The organism is Pseudoalteromonas ruthenica, assembly GCF_008808095.1.
GTDB lineage: Bacteria > Pseudomonadota > Gammaproteobacteria > Enterobacterales > Alteromonadaceae > Pseudoalteromonas > Pseudoalteromonas ruthenica.
The window spans coordinates 426355-447892 of record NZ_CP023397.1 but is presented as its reverse complement, the minus strand read 5'-3'; the positions used below and the strand labels follow the sequence as shown (position 1 = coordinate 447892).

At 50.5% G+C, this 21538-nt stretch carries 14 protein-coding genes and 1 pseudogene; 5 read left to right on the top strand and 10 right to left on the bottom strand.

The genetic code is table 11. The annotated features are described in order from the left end of the window. Window positions 1-156: 156 nt before the first annotated feature. From PRUTH_RS17170 to PRUTH_RS17155, 4 genes are all read right to left on the bottom strand, one after another. Entirely contained in the window at window positions 157-1512 is a 1356-nt protein-coding gene (locus PRUTH_RS17170; protein ID WP_022945827.1) for a sigma-54-dependent transcriptional regulator, read from the bottom strand. Beyond that, window positions 1509-3227 (bottom strand): sensor histidine kinase, encoded by a 1719-nt coding sequence (locus PRUTH_RS17165; RefSeq protein WP_151174009.1) that lies wholly within the window; start codon window positions 3225-3227, stop codon window positions 1509-1511. The genes PRUTH_RS17170 and PRUTH_RS17165 overlap by 4 nt, the downstream gene beginning before the upstream one ends. A 164-nt stretch (window positions 3228-3391) precedes the next feature. Then, entirely contained in the window at window positions 3392-5494 is a 2103-nt protein-coding gene (locus tag PRUTH_RS17160) for a YncE family protein (protein WP_257221086.1), read from the bottom strand. A 215-nt stretch (window positions 5495-5709) separates the two neighbouring features. Next, complete coding sequence (locus tag PRUTH_RS17155; protein WP_151174008.1) at window positions 5710-6144, bottom strand: organic hydroperoxide resistance protein; 435 nt, start codon at window positions 6142-6144, stop codon at window positions 5710-5712. A gap of 203 nt (window positions 6145-6347) precedes the next feature. Here PRUTH_RS17155 and PRUTH_RS17150 point away from each other — a divergent pair, with 203 nt between their 5' ends. Together PRUTH_RS17150 and PRUTH_RS17145 are read left to right on the top strand one after the other, a co-directional pair. Then, window positions 6348-7208 carry an EamA family transporter gene (locus PRUTH_RS17150; RefSeq protein WP_138589068.1) on the top strand — a complete coding sequence of 287 codons (861 nt, stop codon included), beginning with the start codon at window positions 6348-6350 and terminating at the stop codon, window positions 7206-7208. A 143-nt stretch (window positions 7209-7351) separates the two neighbouring features. Continuing rightward, window positions 7352-9628 (top strand): CHRD domain-containing protein, encoded by a 2277-nt coding sequence (locus PRUTH_RS17145; RefSeq protein ID WP_151174007.1) that lies wholly within the window; start codon window positions 7352-7354, stop codon window positions 9626-9628. 55 nt (window positions 9629-9683) lie between these two features. On the opposite strand, the gene PRUTH_RS17140 is transcribed toward PRUTH_RS17145, so the two are convergent. Continuing rightward, window positions 9684-10652 (bottom strand): YihY/virulence factor BrkB family protein, encoded by a 969-nt coding sequence (locus tag PRUTH_RS17140; RefSeq protein WP_151174006.1) that lies wholly within the window; start codon window positions 10650-10652, stop codon window positions 9684-9686. Between the two features lie 189 nt (window positions 10653-10841). On the opposite strand from PRUTH_RS17140, the gene PRUTH_RS17135 reads away from it, so the two are divergent. Further along, window positions 10842-11849 (top strand): mechanosensitive ion channel family protein, encoded by a 1008-nt coding sequence (locus PRUTH_RS17135; RefSeq protein ID WP_239408490.1) that lies wholly within the window; start codon window positions 10842-10844, stop codon window positions 11847-11849. On the opposite strand, the gene PRUTH_RS17130 is transcribed toward PRUTH_RS17135, so the two are convergent. Together PRUTH_RS17130 and PRUTH_RS17125 are read right to left on the bottom strand one after the other, a co-directional pair. Beyond that, on the bottom strand, window positions 11846-12292 hold the full coding sequence (locus PRUTH_RS17130) for a MarR family winged helix-turn-helix transcriptional regulator (protein WP_022945819.1): 447 nt from the start codon (window positions 12290-12292) through the stop codon (window positions 11846-11848). The two genes, PRUTH_RS17135 and PRUTH_RS17130, sit on opposite strands and share 4 nt — an antisense overlap. Continuing rightward, on the bottom strand, window positions 12293-12775 hold the full coding sequence (locus PRUTH_RS17125; protein ID WP_151174004.1) for a glutathione peroxidase: 483 nt from the start codon (window positions 12773-12775) through the stop codon (window positions 12293-12295). A 125-nt stretch (window positions 12776-12900) separates the two neighbouring features. Here PRUTH_RS17125 and PRUTH_RS17120 point away from each other — a divergent pair, with 125 nt between their 5' ends. Continuing rightward, window positions 12901-14601, top strand: coding sequence for a collagenase (locus PRUTH_RS17120; RefSeq protein WP_151174003.1), 1701 nt, complete (start codon window positions 12901-12903; stop codon window positions 14599-14601). Between the two features lie 107 nt (window positions 14602-14708). After that, window positions 14709-16031, top strand: a complete 1323-nt coding sequence (locus PRUTH_RS17115; RefSeq protein WP_257221085.1) for an iron-containing alcohol dehydrogenase — start codon at window positions 14709-14711, stop codon at window positions 16029-16031. Window positions 16032-16236: 205 nt separating this feature from the next. On the opposite strand, the gene lhpI is transcribed toward PRUTH_RS17115, so the two are convergent. From lhpI to PRUTH_RS17100, 3 genes and pseudogenes are all read right to left on the bottom strand, one after another. Beyond that, a complete protein-coding gene (lhpI, locus tag PRUTH_RS17110) occupies window positions 16237-17184 on the bottom strand; it encodes a bifunctional Delta(1)-pyrroline-2-carboxylate/Delta(1)-piperideine-2-carboxylate reductase (RefSeq protein ID WP_151174001.1) in 948 nt (315 codons plus the stop codon). Further along, complete coding sequence (locus PRUTH_RS17105) at window positions 17171-18277, bottom strand: M24 family metallopeptidase (RefSeq protein ID WP_171035467.1); 1107 nt, start codon at window positions 18275-18277, stop codon at window positions 17171-17173. The genes lhpI and PRUTH_RS17105 overlap by 14 nt, the downstream gene beginning before the upstream one ends. Before the next feature lie 127 nt (window positions 18278-18404). Further along, window positions 18405-21376, bottom strand: a pseudogene (locus PRUTH_RS17100) (TonB-dependent receptor). Between the last annotated feature and the right edge of the window lie 162 nt (window positions 21377-21538).

Sequence of the window (21538 nt, the reverse complement as noted above, 5' to 3'; positions counted from 1 at the left end):
TTGTCCTATTGTTGTCTGCAACACTACACTCAAGAACCTGACCAATTTTAATAACCTAATATAAACAATGAGTTGTCATAATTTAAAGCATGTATAAGGCGTGACATGTGTGGATTCCCGCACATTCTTTTACTTATTTATCACCAATTCCACCCATTAATTAGGCTCGGTATAACTTGCTCGGGTGAGCTGGTACTTGGCCATTTTGTCATACAGCGTTTTGCGTGGGATTTGCAACAGTGCCATGGTCTGTTTGATACTGCCTTGGCTTTGGGCTAATGCATCTTCAATGAGTGACTGCTCATAGTAAGCGACTTTTTGCGCCAAACTCAGTACTTCTTGCTGCGATTCAAGCGCTTGTATTGAGTGAGTGGCTAATTGCTCGCCAAGCAATACCGTACGCTCAGCATGGTTGCGCAACTCACGTACATTGCCCGGCCAATCGTATTGCATCAGTTGCGCACGCAGGGGCTCTGTTAACGCCATACTGGGTTTATGAAAACGCGTGGCGGCGATAGATAAGAAGTGCTGATACAAAAGGGGTATATCGGCTTTTCTTTGCCGTAGTGCCGGGATCGGTACTTTTAAAAGATTGAGGCGAAAGAACAAGTCGGCGCGAAACTGTCCAGTATCCACTAGGGTTTGCAAATCGACCTTGGTTGCCGCAATCACTCGCATATCAAGGTCAATGCTCTGGTTCGAGCCGACGGGGGTGACTTGGCGCTCTTCGAGCACACGCAGTAATTTAACTTGTAAGCTTGCTGACATCGCTTCGATTTCATCGAGAAAAACCGTTCCGCCATTGGCGTAAGCGAACTTGCCTTCGCGTGCCTGATTAGCCCCAGTATACGCACCACTGGCAGCACCGAAGAGCTCACTTTCAATCAGCTCTTCTGGAATTGCGCCACAGTTGATTGCCACAAAGTGGCCTTGGCTGCGATCGCCATGTTCGTGTAAATAACGCGCGACGAGCTCCTTCCCGGTGCCGGTTTCACCTTCGATTAATACATCTGCGGGGGTGTCTCTAATCGCATCAAGTAACTGCATCATCTGCTGTATTTGTGGGGTTTCCCCCAGAATACGCACCCCAGGAGCACAATGATGCTCTATTTGCCGTTTTAATTGGCGATTCTCTAGCACTAGTTTGCGTTTATCCAAGGCCCGTGCCAAACAATCTAATAGCTGTTCATTGACCGGTTTTTCAAATAAATCATAGGCCCCTTGCTGCATCGCCTTTACTGCGGTACTCACATCGGCATAGCCAGTTAAAAACACCACCGGCAACTCAGAGTCAAACTGCTGAACCTGCTGCAAAAACGCCAAACCATCCAGTTTAGGCATATTAATATCGCTAAGCACCACACCGGCAAAGCTACGGTTAAGCTTATGCAAGGCTTTATTGGCATCGTCAAAACACACGACCTGATAGCCCTCAAGCTCTAACAATTGCTTTAAGGAGTCACGGATACTGGGTTCATCGTCAATAACGTAAATAGTCTGTGCATTGCTCATATTTGTGGCTCTTGTTGATGCAAACTAATTAAAAATTCAGCGCCGCCATCGGGGTGATTATGAGCGCTAAGCGTGCCTTGAAAAGACTCGATAATTTGCTTAGAAATGGATAACCCCAACCCTAGGCCATGCTCGGATTTGGTGGTGTAAAATGGCTCAAAAATGCTGCTTAGCGCATGATGCTCTATCCCCGAGCCGGTGTCGATAATGGATAAATACACATTCTCGTCGTCACTATCAGCTTCAATACGCAACCGCTTCACCGCCTGTTTTTCCATGGCTTGGCAGGCATTAGCAAAAAGGTTCACCAGCACCTGCTCAAATTGATAAGGGTCAACCCACACCGTCACATTGGGCGGGTGGTAGCATACCTCAACACCGTATTCTTTGAGTTGCGGCCCTGCAACCAACAAAGCGTTATCTATGGTTTGCGCCAAAGACGTTGCTTGCATTTTATGCTCACGCTTTTGACTAAAAGATTTTAGTTGCGCCGCAATGGCATGAACGCGATTAACTAATTGCTCGATTAGCTGTAAGTTGCTGAGCGCTTTATCATATTGACCACGAGCAATAAGCCGTTTACTGGCGGCAATATACGCACTCATGGCACTGAGCGGCTGATTAATTTCATGGTTAACGCTGGCACTGAGTTGACCGATAGTGGCGAGTTTAGCGGTGCGTACTAAGGCATCTTGGGCTTGCTCCAACTCCTGACTTCGCTGCTTCAACTGCTCGGCAAGGGAGCGCTCGCTGTAAAGCAGTTGCCGATACCCCGCTACTTTCACCAATAAATACTCAACCAAGGCAATCAAGACCAATAAACACATGAGGGTGACACCAAGGCGCGCCACCAAAGTTTCATTAAGGTAATTGCGAGGCACGAGGGTCAATAGTTGATAAGGTGCACGCGCCAAAGCGGTGTCATCAATCACAAAGGTACGCTTGCGCTTTGCAATGTAAACCTGCGCTTGACCTTGCCACTGCCAAGGCGCCGGTGCGATGGTGCGTTCAAGGAATTGCTGCGACTGCTTTAGCTGCTGGCGCTGCGGCGTCGTCATTGGCGACAACGAGGTTAATCGCCACGGTTCAGCGTTCGACATCAACACCACGTGATTCTCATCAACCAATGCAAATAGCGTATCTTGCACGCTATCGAGTGCCGCTTTATCGGCCTCAAACTGGCTGGCATTCACTTTAACAACGATGACGCCGGCCACCTCACCTGCGACTATGACAGCCTGAGAAAAGTAAAATCCGCGCTTGCGAGAGCGCTGCCCTAGGGCAAAATCAATGGCACTATGGTGGCGCATAGCATCTCGAAAGTAGCCGCGAAAAGCAAAGTTATTGCCTTTGTAGCTGTAGGGTAAATGCCAATTACTGGTCGCAACCACAGTGCCTGATGTGTTGAGTAAATATACATCAGAGGCGCCACTGGCCAGTTGCATATCGTGCAGATAGCGGTCGGTATCTTGACTGGCCGCGCGCTTTATATCCAAGGCTTGGTGCACTGCTTTACTGCGGCTCAAGGAATCGACAATACGTTGATAGCGGCTAAATTGCCTATCGATATAGTCACTGAGGTGCGCCCCTTGCACCCTTGCTTGCTGGTGCGCACGTTGCGCCTGCTGCTGCACGGTCACCTGCACGGTTAACACCATAGCGACCACCAGCACTACGCTATAAACAAGAAGCTTAATGACCAGCTTATTTGACACTTATTATTCACTTATTGATGGTGATATTCGCCCTCAGTCTACCAGTGTGACGACCATGATGGTAGCTGCACAACGACGAGCGATGGACGGATTTAGCGCGCATTCGAGCAATAAAAAGGCCGCTAATGCGGCCAACAGGAGACACAGCGATGACGCTGAAAAGGCTATTTTTGTAGCACTAAAGCAATGGACTCTGGCGCCACGAAAGCATAGCTGGCATCTGCACTGACATCCCCACTGACACGGTTGAGGATATTATCCCAGCGCATCACCAAGCCATTGGACTTTTCTGCGAGGTATAAATCGCGCCCACTGAACATAATGTCTACTGGGTTTCCTAACATCGAATTAGGCCCGCTAATAGCAATATCAATGTTGGTTAGCCCAGCGGCCATGGCCGCGCTATTGAGCACATAAATTTTACCGTCGGTAGCATCGGCGGCGCTGCCCACATCTGTCACGATTAAGGCATCGCTCAGCGGGTCGTAGTCAATGCCATGAATATTGGTGGGCGCCGCCAAAGCCATACCTGACATTGCCGGGACAATAAGTCGGTCTTCGCCGGCCAAGGTGCTCATTCCACCATACATCTTAGCGCTAACTTCATCGAACACGGCAATGGTGCCATTGGTTAAGGCCACAAAAGCGCGATCGCTTTGGGCATCATAATCAACATCCCAAGGGCGTGCATCGTTGGCTGGCAGCAAGGTCATCAGCGGCGCCACATTGCCCGACGCACAGCGCGAAAAAACTTTGATACCGCGATTACTAGTCGAGAATTCGGCAACAAACATGAGCTCTTGCTTTGATGCAATATCGATCCCTTTCGGTGAGGTTAACGTGGTGTTGGTGCCACTTACCATACGATCCTGACTCAAGGTGAACATGCCGTTATCACGGGTGTTGGCAATACGGTTTGCGATGATAACACCGCCAGAGCTGCCATCACTGCTATCGAAAGTGGCGTAACCGTTACCCTCAATATCAAAGGTCACGCTTTCAATGGTCGCTTGCGTATCAAAGCCCATGCTCATAGCCGACAGCGGCGCATTTAGTTGCGCTATCATTCCGGTTGTCGGCCCAGCAGTTCCCGGATTAGATGACACCGCAACGCCACGAACTGTGGCTGGTCTATCAATATCTGAAGCATCAAGATGCGTGATGTGTTGTTTGCGAGCAAGAGACTCGGGTTTGCTGGTCATGGTCACAAAATCAGGAGCGATATCACCGCTGGCACCATTGAAAATATTGGTGTACACCAAAATCGCATCGTTCGACTTCTCGGCCACTCGCAAGGTAGCGCCCTCTAAAAGAATATCAACCGGATTACCTAGGCGGGTGCTTGGGCCCGCTATCATACGGCTTACAGGGGTATTGCCATCAGCCATTGCCGCACCTTCAATGACAAACAGCGCGCCATCATCGGGACTCTGCGCACTGCCAACATCAGATAACACTAAACGGTTTTGGCTGCCATCGAAGGCGATGCCATGTAAATTTACGCCAATGGCGTCGCCGTTACTGTCGCTTGGAACAATCGTACGAGCTGGGGTGGCTGTCATGCCTGAAGCAATGTAATTGTCGTACACCGCGACAGTGCCATTGGTGAGTGCAGCGTAGAGGCGGTCATTAATATCGTCATAGGCGAGATCCCAAGGAGCGGCATCGGTGGCGGTTACGGCAATTGGTGCGTTATCACCACTGGCCATCGCACCAAAGGCGCTGATTTGCATAGCGCCAAAGTCAGCAACCAATAAAATCCCGTGTGCGCTGGCGAGCGTCATCCCCTTGGGGTTTACCAAGGTGCTATTGGGGCCAGATATTACGCGATCCCAAGTGCTAGAGAAGCCATTGTTTTGCGCCCGTAGCGATGTTGCGCACAGTGTTTTAATACTGCCAGTATCGGCATCCCCGGCTTGAATAAGCTGATCTTGATGGCCGTATACCAGCCCTTCATTGTTGGTGGTTTCTAGCGTGTATAACAGTTCACCGTATTCATTGGTAACATCAACGGTGCCGGCATTATCGCTGCCATTATTTGCACGTAAGTAGGTGCCTGCTGACAAAGCCGGACGGCCGTCTTCTCCGTCGTTGCCATCGCTACCTGGCGCGCCATCGGCTCCTGGCGCACCATCACTGCCATCATCACCGCTACAGCCAGCAATGAGTCCGGCGCAGGCCAAGGCGATGATACTCAGCTTTATCGCATTGGAGTGGGTAGAAGGTGTGAGCTGCTGCGATGCAGCAGAAGTATGTTGATTACGCATATCCATTCCTCGCAAGTTGTTAAACCGTGTTATAACGTGTCTTCGCTATACTGCTTCACGTCCTAGCCCTGACGTCGCTATCTTTAGTTACATCAGGGGCGTAACGGCTTAACCTCGCAATTGGATGCAAAATTATTCAAATTATCAGCGAAAAGCTGATAACCATCTGATTTAAAAAGGGGTAATGATACCCCTTATTCAGTAACTAAAACGCCTTAAGCGTCTTTGAGTACCAGTTGTACCTCAATATTATCTCGGGTCGCATTTGAGTAAGGGCAGACTTGGTGGGCTTTTTCAATCAATTGTTGCGCTTCATCTGTAGCCATATCTGGCAGATGGATCTCCAATTTGGCCTTGATGCCAAAACCGCCTTCAATCGGCCCTATTGAGACCTGCGCGTCAATGGCGGTGCCCTCAGGTAAAGAGGTATTTCCCTCGTTGGCAACGTGGCGCATAGCGCCGATAAAACACGCTGAATACCCTGCTGCAAATAACTGCTCCGGATTGGTCCCCTGGCCATCATCGCCGCCTAACCCTTTAGGCATGGACAGGGTCACGTCCAAGCGACCATCGTCTGATTGAGCATGGCCTTCGCGGCCACCTTCGGTATGTACTTTCGCGGTGTAAGCAACCTCATTAAGTGTCTTCATACTGTGCTCCTCTTTAGCAGTTGATGCTAAGTGTGATAAGCGAATTACCAAGTTTTTCTTGGGCCTATAATGGGTGTTGCGACGCGAGCGATGGTTTTCAAGACCAATGACAATAAAAATGCGACCAGCAACCATTGGCCATGTTTACCCCACCAGCTCCCTTAGCTACACTAGCGCCACCTCATCAAACACGGATGATTGCTATGTTTTCTCCCCAATACCGTGTGCTACTCAGCGCTATTTTTTGTGTTTTATTGGCCATGGTCACGATTCAATCGGGCGCTTCTATTGCCAAACAGCTATTTCCCCTAGTAGGCCCTGAGGGGACTACAGCCTTGCGCTTAGGCTTCTCAGCCTTGGTACTGTGTCTGGTTTTTCGTCCCTGGAAAGCGCTTCCCCAAGGCACCGAGTGGCGCAGTATTATCACCTATGGCCTGTGCTTAGGCGGTATGAACATCACCTTTTATTATGCCATTGAGCGTATCCCCTTAGGGATCGGTGTGGCGCTGGAATTCACTGGGCCTTTGTGCGTTGCATTGCTGAGCTCAAAACGTAAACGTGATTTAGTGTGGGTGGCATTGGCCATCGCAGGTATTGTGTTGCTGCTACCGGAGATAGATGCGCAAACGGGCCTCGACCCCATCGGTGTTATTCTCGCATTAGCGGCCGGTGGTTTCTGGGCAGGCTACATCCTCTTTGGTAAGCGCACCGGTGGGCAAAGCTCCGGTGGACGCACTGTTGCTTTAGGCATGAGTGTAGCAGCCCTGGTATTAGTCCCCTATGGCGCAGCATTTCAAGGCATGGACTTGCTGAGTTGGCAGGTGATCCCGCTTGGCCTATTGGTCGGTGTGATGTCTAGCGCCTTACCTTATACGCTGGAAATGATTGCTCTTAGAAATATGCCGGCCCAAGGCTTTAGCGTGATGATGAGTATGGAACCGGCCATTGCCGCTTTGGCCGGATTCATGATCTTGGGCGAATTGCTGACGCCATTACAATGGCTGGCCGTAGCCTTAGTGATCACCGCGTCCATTGGCTCATCATTGCAACCTAATAAAACATAACCGGGTCTATTTCGCTGGTTTTGAAAATAAAAAGTTAATCGATGTAAGCAAATTTGATCGTTTCTCATATGGCTTTCGTAATCGCCCTAGTTGGACACGCAGTAAACGTCCCTCTGTGAGCAATCAATTTACAGGAAGCCATTATGAGATACCTACTGTTACTGAGTAGTCTACTATTTGTGAGTGCCTGTAGTGATGACGATGACGACAACGTTACTACACCGCCTCCCCCTCCTCCCGCACCAGAATTTTCTGCCACACAAACTTATGAGCTAACGCTCAGCGCCAAGCAAGAAGTACCGATGAACGATTCTATGCAAAGCGCTGCTGCCACTGTTGAGCTTGATGAGAACCTGATGCAGTTTCGAGCCTCTCTCGATGTCAGTGATGTCGAAGGCTTTAGTGCTGCCCACATTCATGATGGAGATATCGGCGAAAATGGCGATGTCGCCTTCACCTTTAGCGCTGCCAGTGAAGGCATGTTAGAGGTGGCCATCACCGATCTAAGTGAAGACTTAGTATCGGACTTAATGGACGGCGACTGGTACATTAATGTCCACACCGACGCCTACCCAGACGGAGAACTTCGCGCCCAGATTGTGCCTGATACCACCTCCATTATCACCTTTAAACTAAGCGGCGAGCAGCAAGTTCCCGCTAACGACAGCGCCGGTCTTGGTTATGGCTATGCTGCCTTTGACAGCACCAATAATGAGTTAGCGCTGCGCGCAGTAACCATGGGCGTGGATGATGCCACCGCCGCACATATTCATACCGGACGCATAGGTAGCAATGGTGAGGTGTTAGTGGTACTCGAACAAGATGATGAGGTCATGACCGATTGGGTTGCACCTGAGGGCACGCAAATCGACGCCGATACACTCGCTGTTCTGCTCTCTGGCGGCCATTATGTTAATGTTCATACCCCTGACTTTCCCGATGGTGAAATTCGCGGGCAAATTCTGACAGATAACTTTGTTGCCGCGACTTTCCCACTAACCGGTGCTCAAGAAGTTCCAGCGGTTGACACTATGGCATCTGGTGACGGTTATGCCCTAGTCAACACCGACGACTATAGCGTTGAGCTGAAGGTCAACACCACCGGCGTTGATGATGCCAGTGCGGCGCATATCCATACCGGCCGTGTAGGCACCAATGGTGAAGTGTTGGTCGCCCTTGAGCAATCTCTTGACGATGCCGGTACGTGGATGGCCCCTGAAGGCACACAAATCGATGCTGATATTTTTGCTGTGCTGGCCTCTGGCGGTCACTACGTCAATGTGCATACCCCAGCCAATGCCGGCGGCGAATTACGCGGACAAATACTGACCAGTAATTTTGCCTTGGCCACTTTTGCCCTCTCCGGCGCGCAAGAAGTGCCGGCTGTTAGTACGACCGCCACGGGTAGTGGTTACGCCTTGGTGAATACCAGAGATTACAACACCGAAGTACGGGTGGTAACCGAGGGCGTAGATGATGCCACCGCCGCCCATATTCACACCGGTCGTGTGGGCACCAATGGCGAGGTCTTTGTTGCCTTGGAGCAATCCATGGAGGATGCCGGGGTGTGGATGACCCCAGAGGGCACGCAAATTGATGCCGACATTTTTGCTGTGCTGGCCTCAGGCGGTCATTATGTCAACGTGCATACGCCAGCAAACACCGGCGGCGAGTTACGCGGACAAATACTGACCAGTAATTATGCGCTGGCCACCTTCGCGCTAAGTGGTGCCCAAGAAGTGCCTGCGGTATCCACTTCCGCCTCAGGCAGTGGTTACGCCCTGGTGAATACCAGCGACTACAGCACTGAAGTACGGGTTGTCACCGAAGGCGTCGATGATGCCACAGCTGCACACATTCATACCGGCCGTATTGGTACCAACGGCGAGGTGTTTGTTACGCTCGAGCAATCCATGGATGATGCTGGGGTGTGGATGACCCCAGAGGGCACACAAATTGATGCCGATATTTTCGCAGTGCTGGCTTCAGGCGGTCATTATGTCAATGTGCATACACCGGCCAATACCGGGGGTGAGCTGCGCGGACAAATTCTTACTGATAACTATGTACTTGTCGCCTTTCCTTTGAGTGGCGATCAGCAAGTACCCATGGTGACCACAGACGCTTTTGGTGATGGCTATGCCCTAGTTAACACCAACGACTATGGCGTCGAGCTGCAAGTGCTTACCAGCGGTGTCAGTGATGCCACTATGGCGCACATTCACACCGGTAATCTGGGTGAGAATGGCCCGGTCTTAGTCGCCCTGGAGAAAGACATGGAGAACGCCAACCGTTGGATGGCACCAGCGGACACGGCCATTACCGCAGAAATTTTTGCCATTTTAGCCAGTGGTGGCCATTACGTGAATATCCATACGCCTGCGTTTCCAGACGGAGAAATACGCGGACAGATTCAATAAAGCTTACATATAAGGCCAGCAAAGCTGGCCTTTTTTATTTCCTCGCCGTGCTAATTCATTCTTTATCTACCTGCTGGCGCTGCTTAGTGGTTAATTCATCGGCTACGGTTGCCCCACGTTCTCCTCTTGAGCGAGGCTCGCCTATAGTGCTATCTGTCAAGGTTTGTTGCTCAATACTGGCGTTAATCGCTGCGCCCAGAATGACAATATAGGCGCTGATATAGAGCCACATCAACATGATCACCACACCAGCCAGTGAGCCATAGGTTTCACTGTAAGAGGCGAACCGTGAGACGTAAAAAGAAAAGCCAATCGAGGCGACAACCCACATGCAGGTGGCAATGAGCGCACCGCAAGAAAGCCATCGCCACTTAGCCGCTCGACGATGCGGCGCGTAGCGATAAATAATACTCAGTGACAATAAAAAGATGGCAGCCAGCAGCGCCCACGTGATTAATTTTATAGTCCAGTCTATGTTGCGCTCGAAGCCCACATAATTGAGTATTACCGGCAATATACCAATGGTGGCAAGGGCCACCACCGCAATAATGATGGCGCCAAAAGCAAAAACAAAGCGCGTTAATAGGGCAATAAATAAATTGCGCTTTTTACTCTCGTGATAACTAATATTGCACGCAGTGATCATCGCTTGCGCGCCTTTGGAACTACTCCAAATGGTCAACACAAAACCGACAATGGCACTGATGCTTAGGCTTGCTTGAGATTGCGCATTCAACTCTTGTACTTGGCTCATGACCAAGTCTTGGCTCGCCGGTGCAAGTAAGCTCAGCGCTCTATCAAGTTGTTCAACCATATCTGCTGCTGAGAAGAGATAGCCATACAGTGATAATAATGCCGCAAGAGCTGGAAAAATCGCCAACAAGCCATAAAATGCTACCCCCGCAGCGGCGAGGGATAAGTTGTCTTGGCCTAAATTATGGACCAGCCGTTTGCTTATATCCCACCACCCCCGTAGTGGAACATCACTGGGCTTTTGAGCCTGATAACCTCGCTTTTTCAACATATTACTCCGTTATCTCGGCGGCACAGCCGCACCGTCTTCGTACTTTGTTAACTAGCAATAACAGCGCCAACATAGTGGCACTGGATTTGCTCGCATATACCCCTATTCGTTCATTTATGGGCTAAAAACACCATGAGTATTGACCTCACCACTGTGATTTTAAAGGCGGCTGAGCGCATTGCACCGCCAATGCCTGAGCCCTCTTGGCAAGCATTGAGTGAACAGTTTAGGCAGTTTTTACACAATGCTTGGCAAATGTTACCTAATCTCAGCCTTGGCCTCGCAGTCATGATCCTATGCTGCCTGCTCGCTCGCCCTGTGGCCTACCTGTTGATCAAACCTTTGCATCGGTTCAGCCAAAGCCGTTTAGTTCAGGTGGTCATGCGCCGTTTTATCAGTATTCTCATTATGCTGCTGGGTGTTTATGTGTTTCTTCGTCTGGCCGCACTGACTGAATTTGCTGTCGCAGTAATGAGTGGTACCGGCCTTATCGGACTCATTCTCGGGTTCGCCTTTAAGGACATTGCCGAGAATTTCATCTCTAGTATGCTGCTAAGCATACAGCGACCTTTTAAAATCGATGACGTAATCGAGGTGGACGGCCGTTTAGGCGTAGTGCGTAAAGTGACTGCTCGCGCGACCACTTTGGTTGACTTTGATGGCAACCATATTCAGATCCCCAACGCCACCGTGTACAAAAATGTGATCAAAAACTTCACAGCCAACCCCAAGATGCGGGGTCACTTTATTATCGGCGTTGGTTACGACAATAACTTAAGGCAGGCTCAACAGCTTGCTTTACAGTGTATTAGCAGTAAAACCATGGTATTGAGCGACCCACCACCACAAGTGTTAATTGATAATCTCGGTGCATCCACCGCTAACCTGCAGGTTTATTTCTGGGTTGATAGCGAACGCTTCAGTGTGCTTAAAGTGGCCTCGCACCTGATGCGCGAGGTGGTCGATACCTTTACCGAACAGGAGATCAGCATGCCTGACGATGCTCGAGAGCGCATTATTGTTAACCAACCTGACGGCTCAGCCGAGACTACGCATGCACAGCCACAAAAGGCAAAGCCGCGTACTGGCGCCAGCCGCCATAATCAAGCGGTGGATGACATCAGTAGCGACGCCGAAGATATCCGTGAACAGGCGCAAAAATCCCGAGAGCCCGAACAAGGCAACAACATCATCTAGCTGAGTTCGGCTATCAGCGCATCAAGTTGCAGTGCCATGGCATTAAGTTCTTCTCGCTGACACTGCAGAGATTGACTTAGGGTGTCTCGCCACTGCTTAGCGTTGCTTTGCAGCGCCAAGCCCGCCTCAGTAAGCGCTATTTGCAATTGCCGTTCATCATCATCACTGCGCACTCGAGATAGCAGCTCCTGCTTTTGCATCCGTTTTAACAGCGGCGTCAATGTGCCTGAGTCAAGGTGCAGCTCTGCGCCAAGTGATTTAAGGCTCATGGGCAATTGTTGCTGTTCATGGCGCTGCCAAAGCACCAAAAGCACTAGATATTGAGGATAGGTCAGGCCCAGCTCATTCAACATAGGTTGATAGCCCCGCACAACTAGCCGAGAGGCAGTGTAGAGCTTAAAACAAAGTTGGTTTTGCAAATATAAGGTGCTGTTATCTGTCATTTAGGGTGCTAATAGTTGTTCAATATCGGCGCGTATAGCTTCGGGTTTTGTCGTCGGTGCGTAACGTTTCACTACCTGCCCTTGCTGGTCAACTAAGAACTTAGTGAAGTTCCACTTTATGGCCTTAGAGCCTAGCACGCCCGGCGCTTGTTGCTTTAAATAGGAAAACAAAGGGTGGGCATCGGCACCATTAACATCCACCTTAGTCATTACCGGAAACGACACGCCGTAATTAAGTTCACAAAACTCACTTATCTGCGCATCATCACCAGGCTCTTGAGCGCCAAACTGGTTACATGGAAAAGCGAGCACCACCAACCCCTTATTTTCAAAGTCTTGATAAAGCGCGTTCAACCCTTGGTATTGCGGTGTAAAGCCGCACTTACTTGCAGTATTGGCGATCAGTAAGACTTTGCCTCGATATTGCTCAAGTGACACTTGCTCGCCACGGTTATTGACTGCGTTAAACTGATAAATAGACATAAATACCTCGCAATTATATTGTGCACAATATAATTGATCGCAATATAAATGCTTTCAAGTTTTATTTATTGTATACAATATACACTAAGTGTATGGTCTAGCTAAATAATAAAAACTGATTCAGTATGAAGATAATAACGCTCATCCTTTTACTAATACTCATCACTGGGTGTGCATCACTCCCTCGTGATGAATCCGCTCTTGCCCCCGCAATCGATGGCTGGTCGAGCACGCCAAGGTTGGCCGAGGCAAAGCAAGCCGTTATCTTTTTGCACAGCCAAGCGAACCAGACACACCCACAGTGGCAGCAGATTAATGCGGTGCTTTATTTCTTACGCTCATATAGCTATCTCGGCGAACCCGATAAACTCAGCGAGCGCCTGCGAACTAAGCTCGCCAACTCTTTACAACGCTTAGCTAACAAGGCCAAAGAGACGGATAGCGCCGAGTATTATCGCTTTATGGAGCATTATGCGGTGAGCATCTATCGCTTGCTTGATACCCCCGCATTGCACCCTAAGGCATCCTCTTGGATTAGCACGCTCACTGACTTTATTGCCATGCAGCCTGATACTACAACCATTCACGCTGACTATGCGCTTTGGGAAAGTTATCGGGCACTGGCCTTTTTGGCTTTCAGCGCGCGCACCGAAGCGCCGCTGCAACACACACTTGTCCACTCGCCCTCAACCTTGACGGTGCTTAGTGATGCCCTTTCCCGCTCGCAATGGCAACAACAGCATGCACTTTGGGTATTGGGCTATTGGCATCAATTGTTACCTCTGCCACAACAACACGCGCTTGATGCCGCGATTTGGCGAGCAGTGCAACAAAGTACTGACGATGAAAACGAGCAACAGCGATTATTTTCAACTGTATATTTGGTCAATAGTTTTCGTGGTTTGAGCTACTGTAAAGAGGGCTTCCAAGCGCGCTGTGCGAGCCCCAATATTGATGATGTACTACCGATTAACCACCGGTGTAGTGAACGCTTGTTTATCCGCGCCACTTCCCTTAGTAGTGAGCAACTGCAATACAGCTGCCGCCGCTTAATCGCCCAAGAACAAGACTTTCATGAACTATTCGCCAGCGACTATACGCCCGTGGCCAACGATCACAACCATGCCTTACGGGTGGTCATATTCGACAATTACAGCGACTACAATCGTTATGGCCAGCTACTTTTTGATATTCAAACTAACAACGGTGGTATGTACATAGAGGGGACGCCCAGCGATCCGCAAAACCAAGCAACGTTTTACTCATTCCGTGCGTTTTGGCTGGCCGATACTAACCGGGTGTGGAATCTCAATCATGAATATGTGCACTACCTTGACGGCCGTTATAATAAATATGGCGGTTTTGGCCACTTTGCCGAGCACCTAGTGTGGTGGAGCGAAGGCCTTGCAGAACTCATCGCCAAAGCTCAGCACAACCCTCGTGCAATCGAAGTCATAAAAGACACCGATGCCAACGAAAGACCAAGCTTACAGGCTATTTTTGCCACTGATTACAACGATAGCAGCGAGCAAATTTATCAATGGTCATACTTAGCCATGCGTTATTTACAGCAGCATGATATTGATGCGCTGCGCTCACTGCAGCGCCACCTTAGCGGTGATTCTTATCAAGGCTACACGCGCACACTCACACATATCGCTAAGCAGCATCAACCGCACTTTGCCCGCTTTGTGAATGCACTTGCAGCTACTGAGCCCAAGCGGCAACCGAGTGAGACTAAAAACCGACTATACCGATACCTTTATCGTGACTACCTAATGCCCTCACACCTAAGCTACGATGCGCATCACCGTCACTTGTTGTAATGTAAAGCCCCTTTACGCACGGTGCTAAGGTAAGGTGTTAGCACCGTGATTGCCCCTCGCCGCTTTACCGCCATAAAGCTATAACTTAATGTTTTATGGTCAGTTTTGTGAAAACATCTATACTGCTAAGGGTAAGCAATGGTGCGCGCCCTGTATCTGCACAGCAATATCATCTTGGAGGCGAAGTGACGTTCACACATAGGTTATATCGGCTTTATCATTTCGGTCTTCGCCTCGCAGCGGCGCTTTTGCCCATTCGCACGCCGCATGTTTATGCCGGGCAGCAAGCGGTGTCACAATGGCTTTGTGAGGTTAAAAAGCAAAATCTGCGCACCTTGTTAGTGGTCAGCGACCCAGGCATCGTTGCTTTGAATTTGCAGCAACCCATAATTTCGGCATTACATCAGCAAGGGGTTAATACGGTGCTCTACAGCGATGTTGAGGCCAATCCAGGGATACCTTGCATTGAGCAAGGGGTAAGTTGCTATCAGCAACACCATTGCCAAGGTATTATCGCCATTGGCGGTGGTTCGGTGATGGACTGCGGCAAACTGATCGCCGCACGCATTGCTCGACCGAGTAAATCCCTACAGCAAATGCAGGGGTTATTTAAGGTGTTGCGCCCCTTGGTGCCACTTTATGCAGTGCCAACCACGGCGGGCACCGGATCGGAAGTCACGGTAGCCGCCGTAGTCAGCGACCATCAGCGACAAATAAAGTTCGCCATCAATGACTTAAGTTTAGTACCAAAAGGGGTACTCTTGCTGCCTGAACTAACCCTTGGCTTGAGCCCACAGCTCAGTGCGACCACCGCCATAGACGCCCTCACTCACGCGATTGAGTCCTATATTGGCATTAATGCAACGCGCTTTAGTAAAGCAAAAAGCGTGGCTGCCACTAAACTGATCCTCTCTAATTTACCCCTGGTTTACCAACAGCCCAACAACATCGATGCGCGCATGCACATGTTATGGGCGGCCTTTTATGCTGGCCAAGCCTTTACCCGCACCTCGGTGGGTTATGTGCATGCGATTGCCCATCAATTGGGAGCGCTGTACGGCATTGGCCACGGCCTAGCCAACGCCCTGCTGTTAGCGCCAGTGCTCAATGCCTATGGACAGCGCATCGATGCTCACCTCACGGCGCTGGCACAACAAACTTTGGCAGCAAATAGCGATGCTCAAGATATGCGCGCGGCGATTGCCACCTTGCTACATGACTGCGCTATCCCTAATACAATTGCGCAACTGCGCCAAGAAGACATCGCCACAATAGCTAAACGAGCGATTGCTGAAGCCCATCCTGACTACCCGGTGCCCTGTTTTTTTAACCAGCACGACATCGAAACAATACTGTATTCGCTACTGCCACAACAGCAGCACTCCAAGCAAACAAACGAGCAACAGTCGTTGACAGGCCAGTATCGCTGAGCGTGAATGCATAACAACGTCCCCGCGCTTGCTAATATAAAGCCAGCGCGGCGGTGCCGCATGGCTATAAAACATATATGAATTGACTCGGCCGCCGTATCGGTAGGTCAACAAATAAGGCCTGAGGCTCATCAGCTCCATAGGCATAGCCCGTAGGCTACGCCCCCGGGTGATTGTCAGTACTTCGCAGCACTGCACTTTGACTTTAGCGGTCGCTGAGTTGCTGGTACACATAATTGGCCGCAATGAGGTCACTGAGCGCAGTCCCCACGGATTTAAATAAGGTAATATCATTATCACCTTGGCGCGCCGGACGATTGATGCTGGCCAAATCACTGAGTTGACCTTGTATTTGCTCGGGTGAGAATACCCCCTCACTGATGGGGATTAATAGCTCCCCGGCTTCATTGAGGACGTTATCGCGGCTATCCACGTACACGCGACTACGTTTTATCGTTTCGCTATCGCACTCACGAGCATCGCGATGATGATTGCCTATTAAGTCGATATGAGTCCCTGGCGTTAGCCATTGACCACGAAACAGCGGTGCATGACTGCCGGTAGCACAGCAGATGGTATCGGCACTGGCAATAAGCGCTTCACTGGCTGAAGTATGCTCAAATTGACAATGAGCAAACTCTTGGCGCAGTTGCGCGAGGATGGCTTCGGCTTTGGCGGTGTTGCGGGCAACCAGACTGACTTGTTGATAATCTCGCACGCTCAGGTGCGCGCGGATCATACACGGAGCAAGCTTACCCGAACCAAATACCACCAGCTTTTTCGCTTGTTGGGCAGCCAAATAACTGGCCGCTAATGCCGACACTGCTGAGGTTCGCCACAAGGTGATTTCGGTGCCATCCACCAGCGCTCGCGGCTCGCCATGCTGGCGCGAAAATAACATCACCTTGGAATACAAACTGGATTTGCCATGGTGCTCATTATCTGGGAAATAAGTAAAAGCTTTAACCCCGATGACTTGATCATTCCATGCCGGCAGCACCGCGAACGCATCATGGTTATCGCTCTCGGGGCTGAGCGGGTAGACATTGCGTCTGGGCATAGTGGCTTGACCAGCAAAGCCTTGTTGTAGCGCTTTTAACAATGGCGCATAGGCCATCACTTGCTGTACTTGCTGTTGATTAATAATCTCCATGTTCACTCCTTAGCGCGAATTGTTGAGGGGCCTGAGTCAGGCGCTGATAGCCTGTCTCGGTAACGACAATGTCTTCTTCTAAACGCACACCGCCATAGTTGGGAATGTAAATACCGGGCTCAATAGTGATGACGTTGCCACTTTCTAGTTGATAGGGGGCATTGGCTTTAATAAAAGGCAACTCATGAAGGGTTAGGCCAACACCGTGCCCCAACCCTTCGCCGGCATAACGATGATACGGGCTCGAGGCCAACACTTGCTGAGCGGCGTGGTTTAACTCATGGCAACAAATGCCTGCGCAGACCTGTTGCAGCGCTGCTTGTTGTGCCTTGGCAACGGTGTCAAACAAGGTTTGCTGCTCGCTAGTGGGCTCGCCCCACACATAGGTGCGGGTCATATCTGAGCGATAGCCGCTGCGCACAGCGCCAAAATCAATCAATATTAAATCGCCCTCGCATAAGCGCTTTGCTCCCGGCTCACCATGGGGCAAGGCCGTACGCTCGGCGAACAGTAAAATAGTGTCAAAAGACACCCCTTGCGAGCCACGTCGTTGCATTTGATAATCAAGCTCTATTGCCAATTCTCGCTCAGTTATGCCGCTCTCAAGCAAAGTGAGCGTATCGGCTAAGGCCGCATCGGCAATCTCAGCAGCGCCACGAATACAGGCAACCTCTTGGCTATCTTTAACACGGCGTAACCTTTCGACCACCTGCACTGTGGCAACACAGGTATTAGCGCGCAAATGTTCGGCGATATGCTGCCATTGACCAACACTAAAATGCTCTGCTTCAAAGCCCAGAACGCTGTGCTTGGCGCACACCCGGGCCAAACATTGCCCAAGGCTTTCGCGGTCGCGATCGCGCTGGATAACCTCCATCCCTGAGGTTTCCTCTAGCGCACGCAAGTAGTAACGGTAATCGGTGATCAGTAACGCTTGCTCGGCGCTGACAACTAAAGTGGCGCCATGTCCACTAAACCCGCAGAGATAAGCAATGTTTTCACCGCTGTGAATGATAAATGCCTGTACTTGATGACTCTCAAGCTGTGCTCTTAAGCGCGCCATACGGCGCTGAAAATCAAATGTTATCGCCATAATTCCTCGCTCTAGTTCCTCTATAGTGATTGCCGCTAAGGCGCACATATCGCACCTTAGTCGTTAACGAAAAATGCCGAGCACCTAAGGTGCCCGGCGGGGTTGCGTCATAACGCAGTTCAGGGAATTAAAAACGAATACGCGCCACCAATGAGGCGTAACGCGCCGCTGGACGCCAGGTTGTCATGCCATAATCTGGGTTCAGCTCGAGGCCATTGGCACCATATTGCGTGCGCTCTTCGTTAATGGCGATGGCGGTATCATCGTTCAGCACGTTATACACGGTGCCCTTAAGCATCAGCTCTTGACCAAATAGCTCGCCGTAGTAGCTTAACGACATATCTATTTGTGTACTCCAAGGTAAGTTGCCTTTGCTGCCACGCGGTGCTGGCTCACCGTTTTCATCATAATGCGAGGCATGATCGTAGTAGCGGCTGATACACGCATCCCAGGGGTTGCCAGGAGCACAGCTATCAACGCCCTCGGGGTGTACACTGAAATAGCTTTTCGGGCGACCTGAGGTGCCACGGGCAACCAGGCCAAAGGTTAAATTGTCGGTAATATCATACGTTCCCGAGAGCTTAACTGCGTGACGGTGGTCATTCGGCAGGTTGCCATAACCATGGTCCATTAAATCGCCATAGTCATAAGAGGTTGTCCAACCGGGGTCGGCTTGATCGTTGTCGGTTTTCACCAAGCCTTCGGTGTTGCCCCAGCTGTGCGACCAGGTGTAAGAAGCGTCAATGCGCAGCTGCTCGGTGATGGCGCCATCTAAAGTGAACTCAAAAGCCAGGTATTTGCGCTCAGCCTTTGGCAATGCCAGCTCTTGGGCACTTAAGGTCACTTCATCAACTTGTCCATCCCCGTCGAAGTCATAGCTCATTTGCACACTCTCGCCGGGGTTATTGAGCACATAATAGGAGCCTTGACCGACATTATCGGCAATGCCTAATTCAGCCAGCTTTTTCGCCAGCACCGGCCCTACATCTGTGTCCTCGACACTACGCCCAAGCTTGCGATAAATGGCACGTGCTCCAAAGGTCATGTCGCTGAACACTTCTTGTTGGTAGCCAACAGTCCACTCATCGGAATACATAGGTTTAAGATTACTGGATGCAATCAGCCCCGGCTCAGTGATCCCGCGTTGACGCCAGCGTCTGTCGCGTAGCATCGCGCCCCGACTAGGGGAGCCATCCGCAAGTAAGATAGGTTCGCCCGAGCCATTGAGCTCGTCGAGCTCAAAGTATTCAAACCATTCCACCGATGCCGAACCTTGGGTAATGTTCATATTCGCCGACACGGGCTGAAAATAACGCCCATACGTGGCATAGACCTTGGCACTGCCATCGCCCCATAAGTCATATATGGCTTGCAGGCGCGGCGCTATCTGGTTGTCAATATCAACATAGGCGCGCCCGTCACTGACGGTGTTTTCAAATTGGCTATAGCGCAAGCCCAAATTCAGCACCAGCTGCTCGCTGACCTGCCATGAGTCGTTAATGTAAAACGCCAACGCACTGGTATCGGAATCAACGGCCCGGGTGCGTACTCGTCGCTCAATGTAATCTTCACCAGCGGCGGCACCGGAAATATCATTGTCTGCGGCGGTGGCAATGGTCCACCAGCCCATGGCATCACCTTCGCCATTTTGTCCGGAGAAGTAATCCACCTCGACCTTAGTGTAATCAACGCCAAACTGCAGCGCATGGGCGGCTAAGTCCCAGTTAAAATCTAGCCGCAGTTGGTCTCGGGTATATTCCTCTGCCGAGACATTGGCATTGGTGTGCTCCGAAAGCGTAATAAACCCATCGCGTTCGTCCCAAACTCCCGGGTTCGTTGAAGCAACCACATTTTCAACATTCTCGGTAACGCGCCCGGCTACCGCCGACACAGAAAAATAATCACTGAGGTAGCCATTGTACGACAGGCTATACATGTTGCCGCCGTCCTCCCCGGGTGCCGTCACTCCCTGCTGATCGCCAATGCGGTCTTGCTGCCAGTTGTAGCCGTAGGTGTCCGTTTCCCATTCGCGTTTGTTGTTCATCGCCGATAAGCCAACGGCGTGGTCTTCGTTAATAAACCAATCTAACTTGCTGAACCAGCGGTCTTCATCGCGGGAGAAATCACTAAAGGTTGTTTGCCCTGCGCCCTCTGAGCTTTCGCGGCGCGGATTAAACAAAGCATAGGCAAATAAGGTGTCCTCAATCAGGGCGCCACTGGCCCATACTTGCAGCTCACTGAAGTCGTAGGCACTGCGCTGAGTATTGGTGCTGATGGTGCCATTACTTTGGTAAATTGAGTCATGCTGGGAGCGCAGGCTATCCCCCTCCCAGCGCACCTCGGCGCCAGCGCTAAAGTCATTATCACCGGATTTAGACACTGCATTGACAATACCCCCATTGCGCCGCCAAATTCAGGGTTGATCCCCCCAGTTTTGACCTGGGTTTGCGAAATAGCTTCCCAAGGCAGGCGAATAGAGCCAAGCCCAGTGCGAATGCTGGTTACATTCAAACCATTAAAGTAATAGCCATTTTCCGCAGAAGATGCGCCGCCAAAGCTAGAAGCGCCATTAAAACTGCTGCCACCAGCAGCGGCGGTGCCCGGTGCCAGTAAAGCGATACTTTCAAAACCACTTTGCACGGGCATAACCTTGATTTCCTCATCAGAGAAAGTTAACCCAGAAGTCGATGAACCTAAATCGACACGGCGAATGGCAGCACCGGTAACAGCAATGCGCTCCATGGGCTGCGCACCGGCCTGTAGCATTTGCGCGTCTAAGATGATGGATTGACCAATGCTTACTTTCACACCTTGCTCAATGACGTTTTGATAACCCTCTTTGCTTACGGTGACGTTGTAAGTGCCCACCGGCACGTTCCGCAAAATGTACTCGCCATCGGCGTCGGTGCGGACTTCATAAGTTAACCCCTTGCTGATATGCACTAAAGTGATGGTGGCACGGGTAATATCTTCACCGGCGCTGCTGACTATGGTGCCTTTAACGATACTGCTGCCATCCACCGCCATTGCCGGCGTAGCGCTGGCTACTGCAAGGGCCAAGGTACTAACTTGAAAAAGACGATTTAACGATGCCTGCATGCCCTTGCGGGAGCGGCGCTTTGATGCTGTTGCCATGGTTTTATCCTGTTTGATGTTGTTGTTTTATTGCTCAAGGCGAACACACCATATCGCTTTTACATATTGTATACAATATTAAATATACACAAAATGCTTATATACTTAGTCAATTCTCTTATGAGT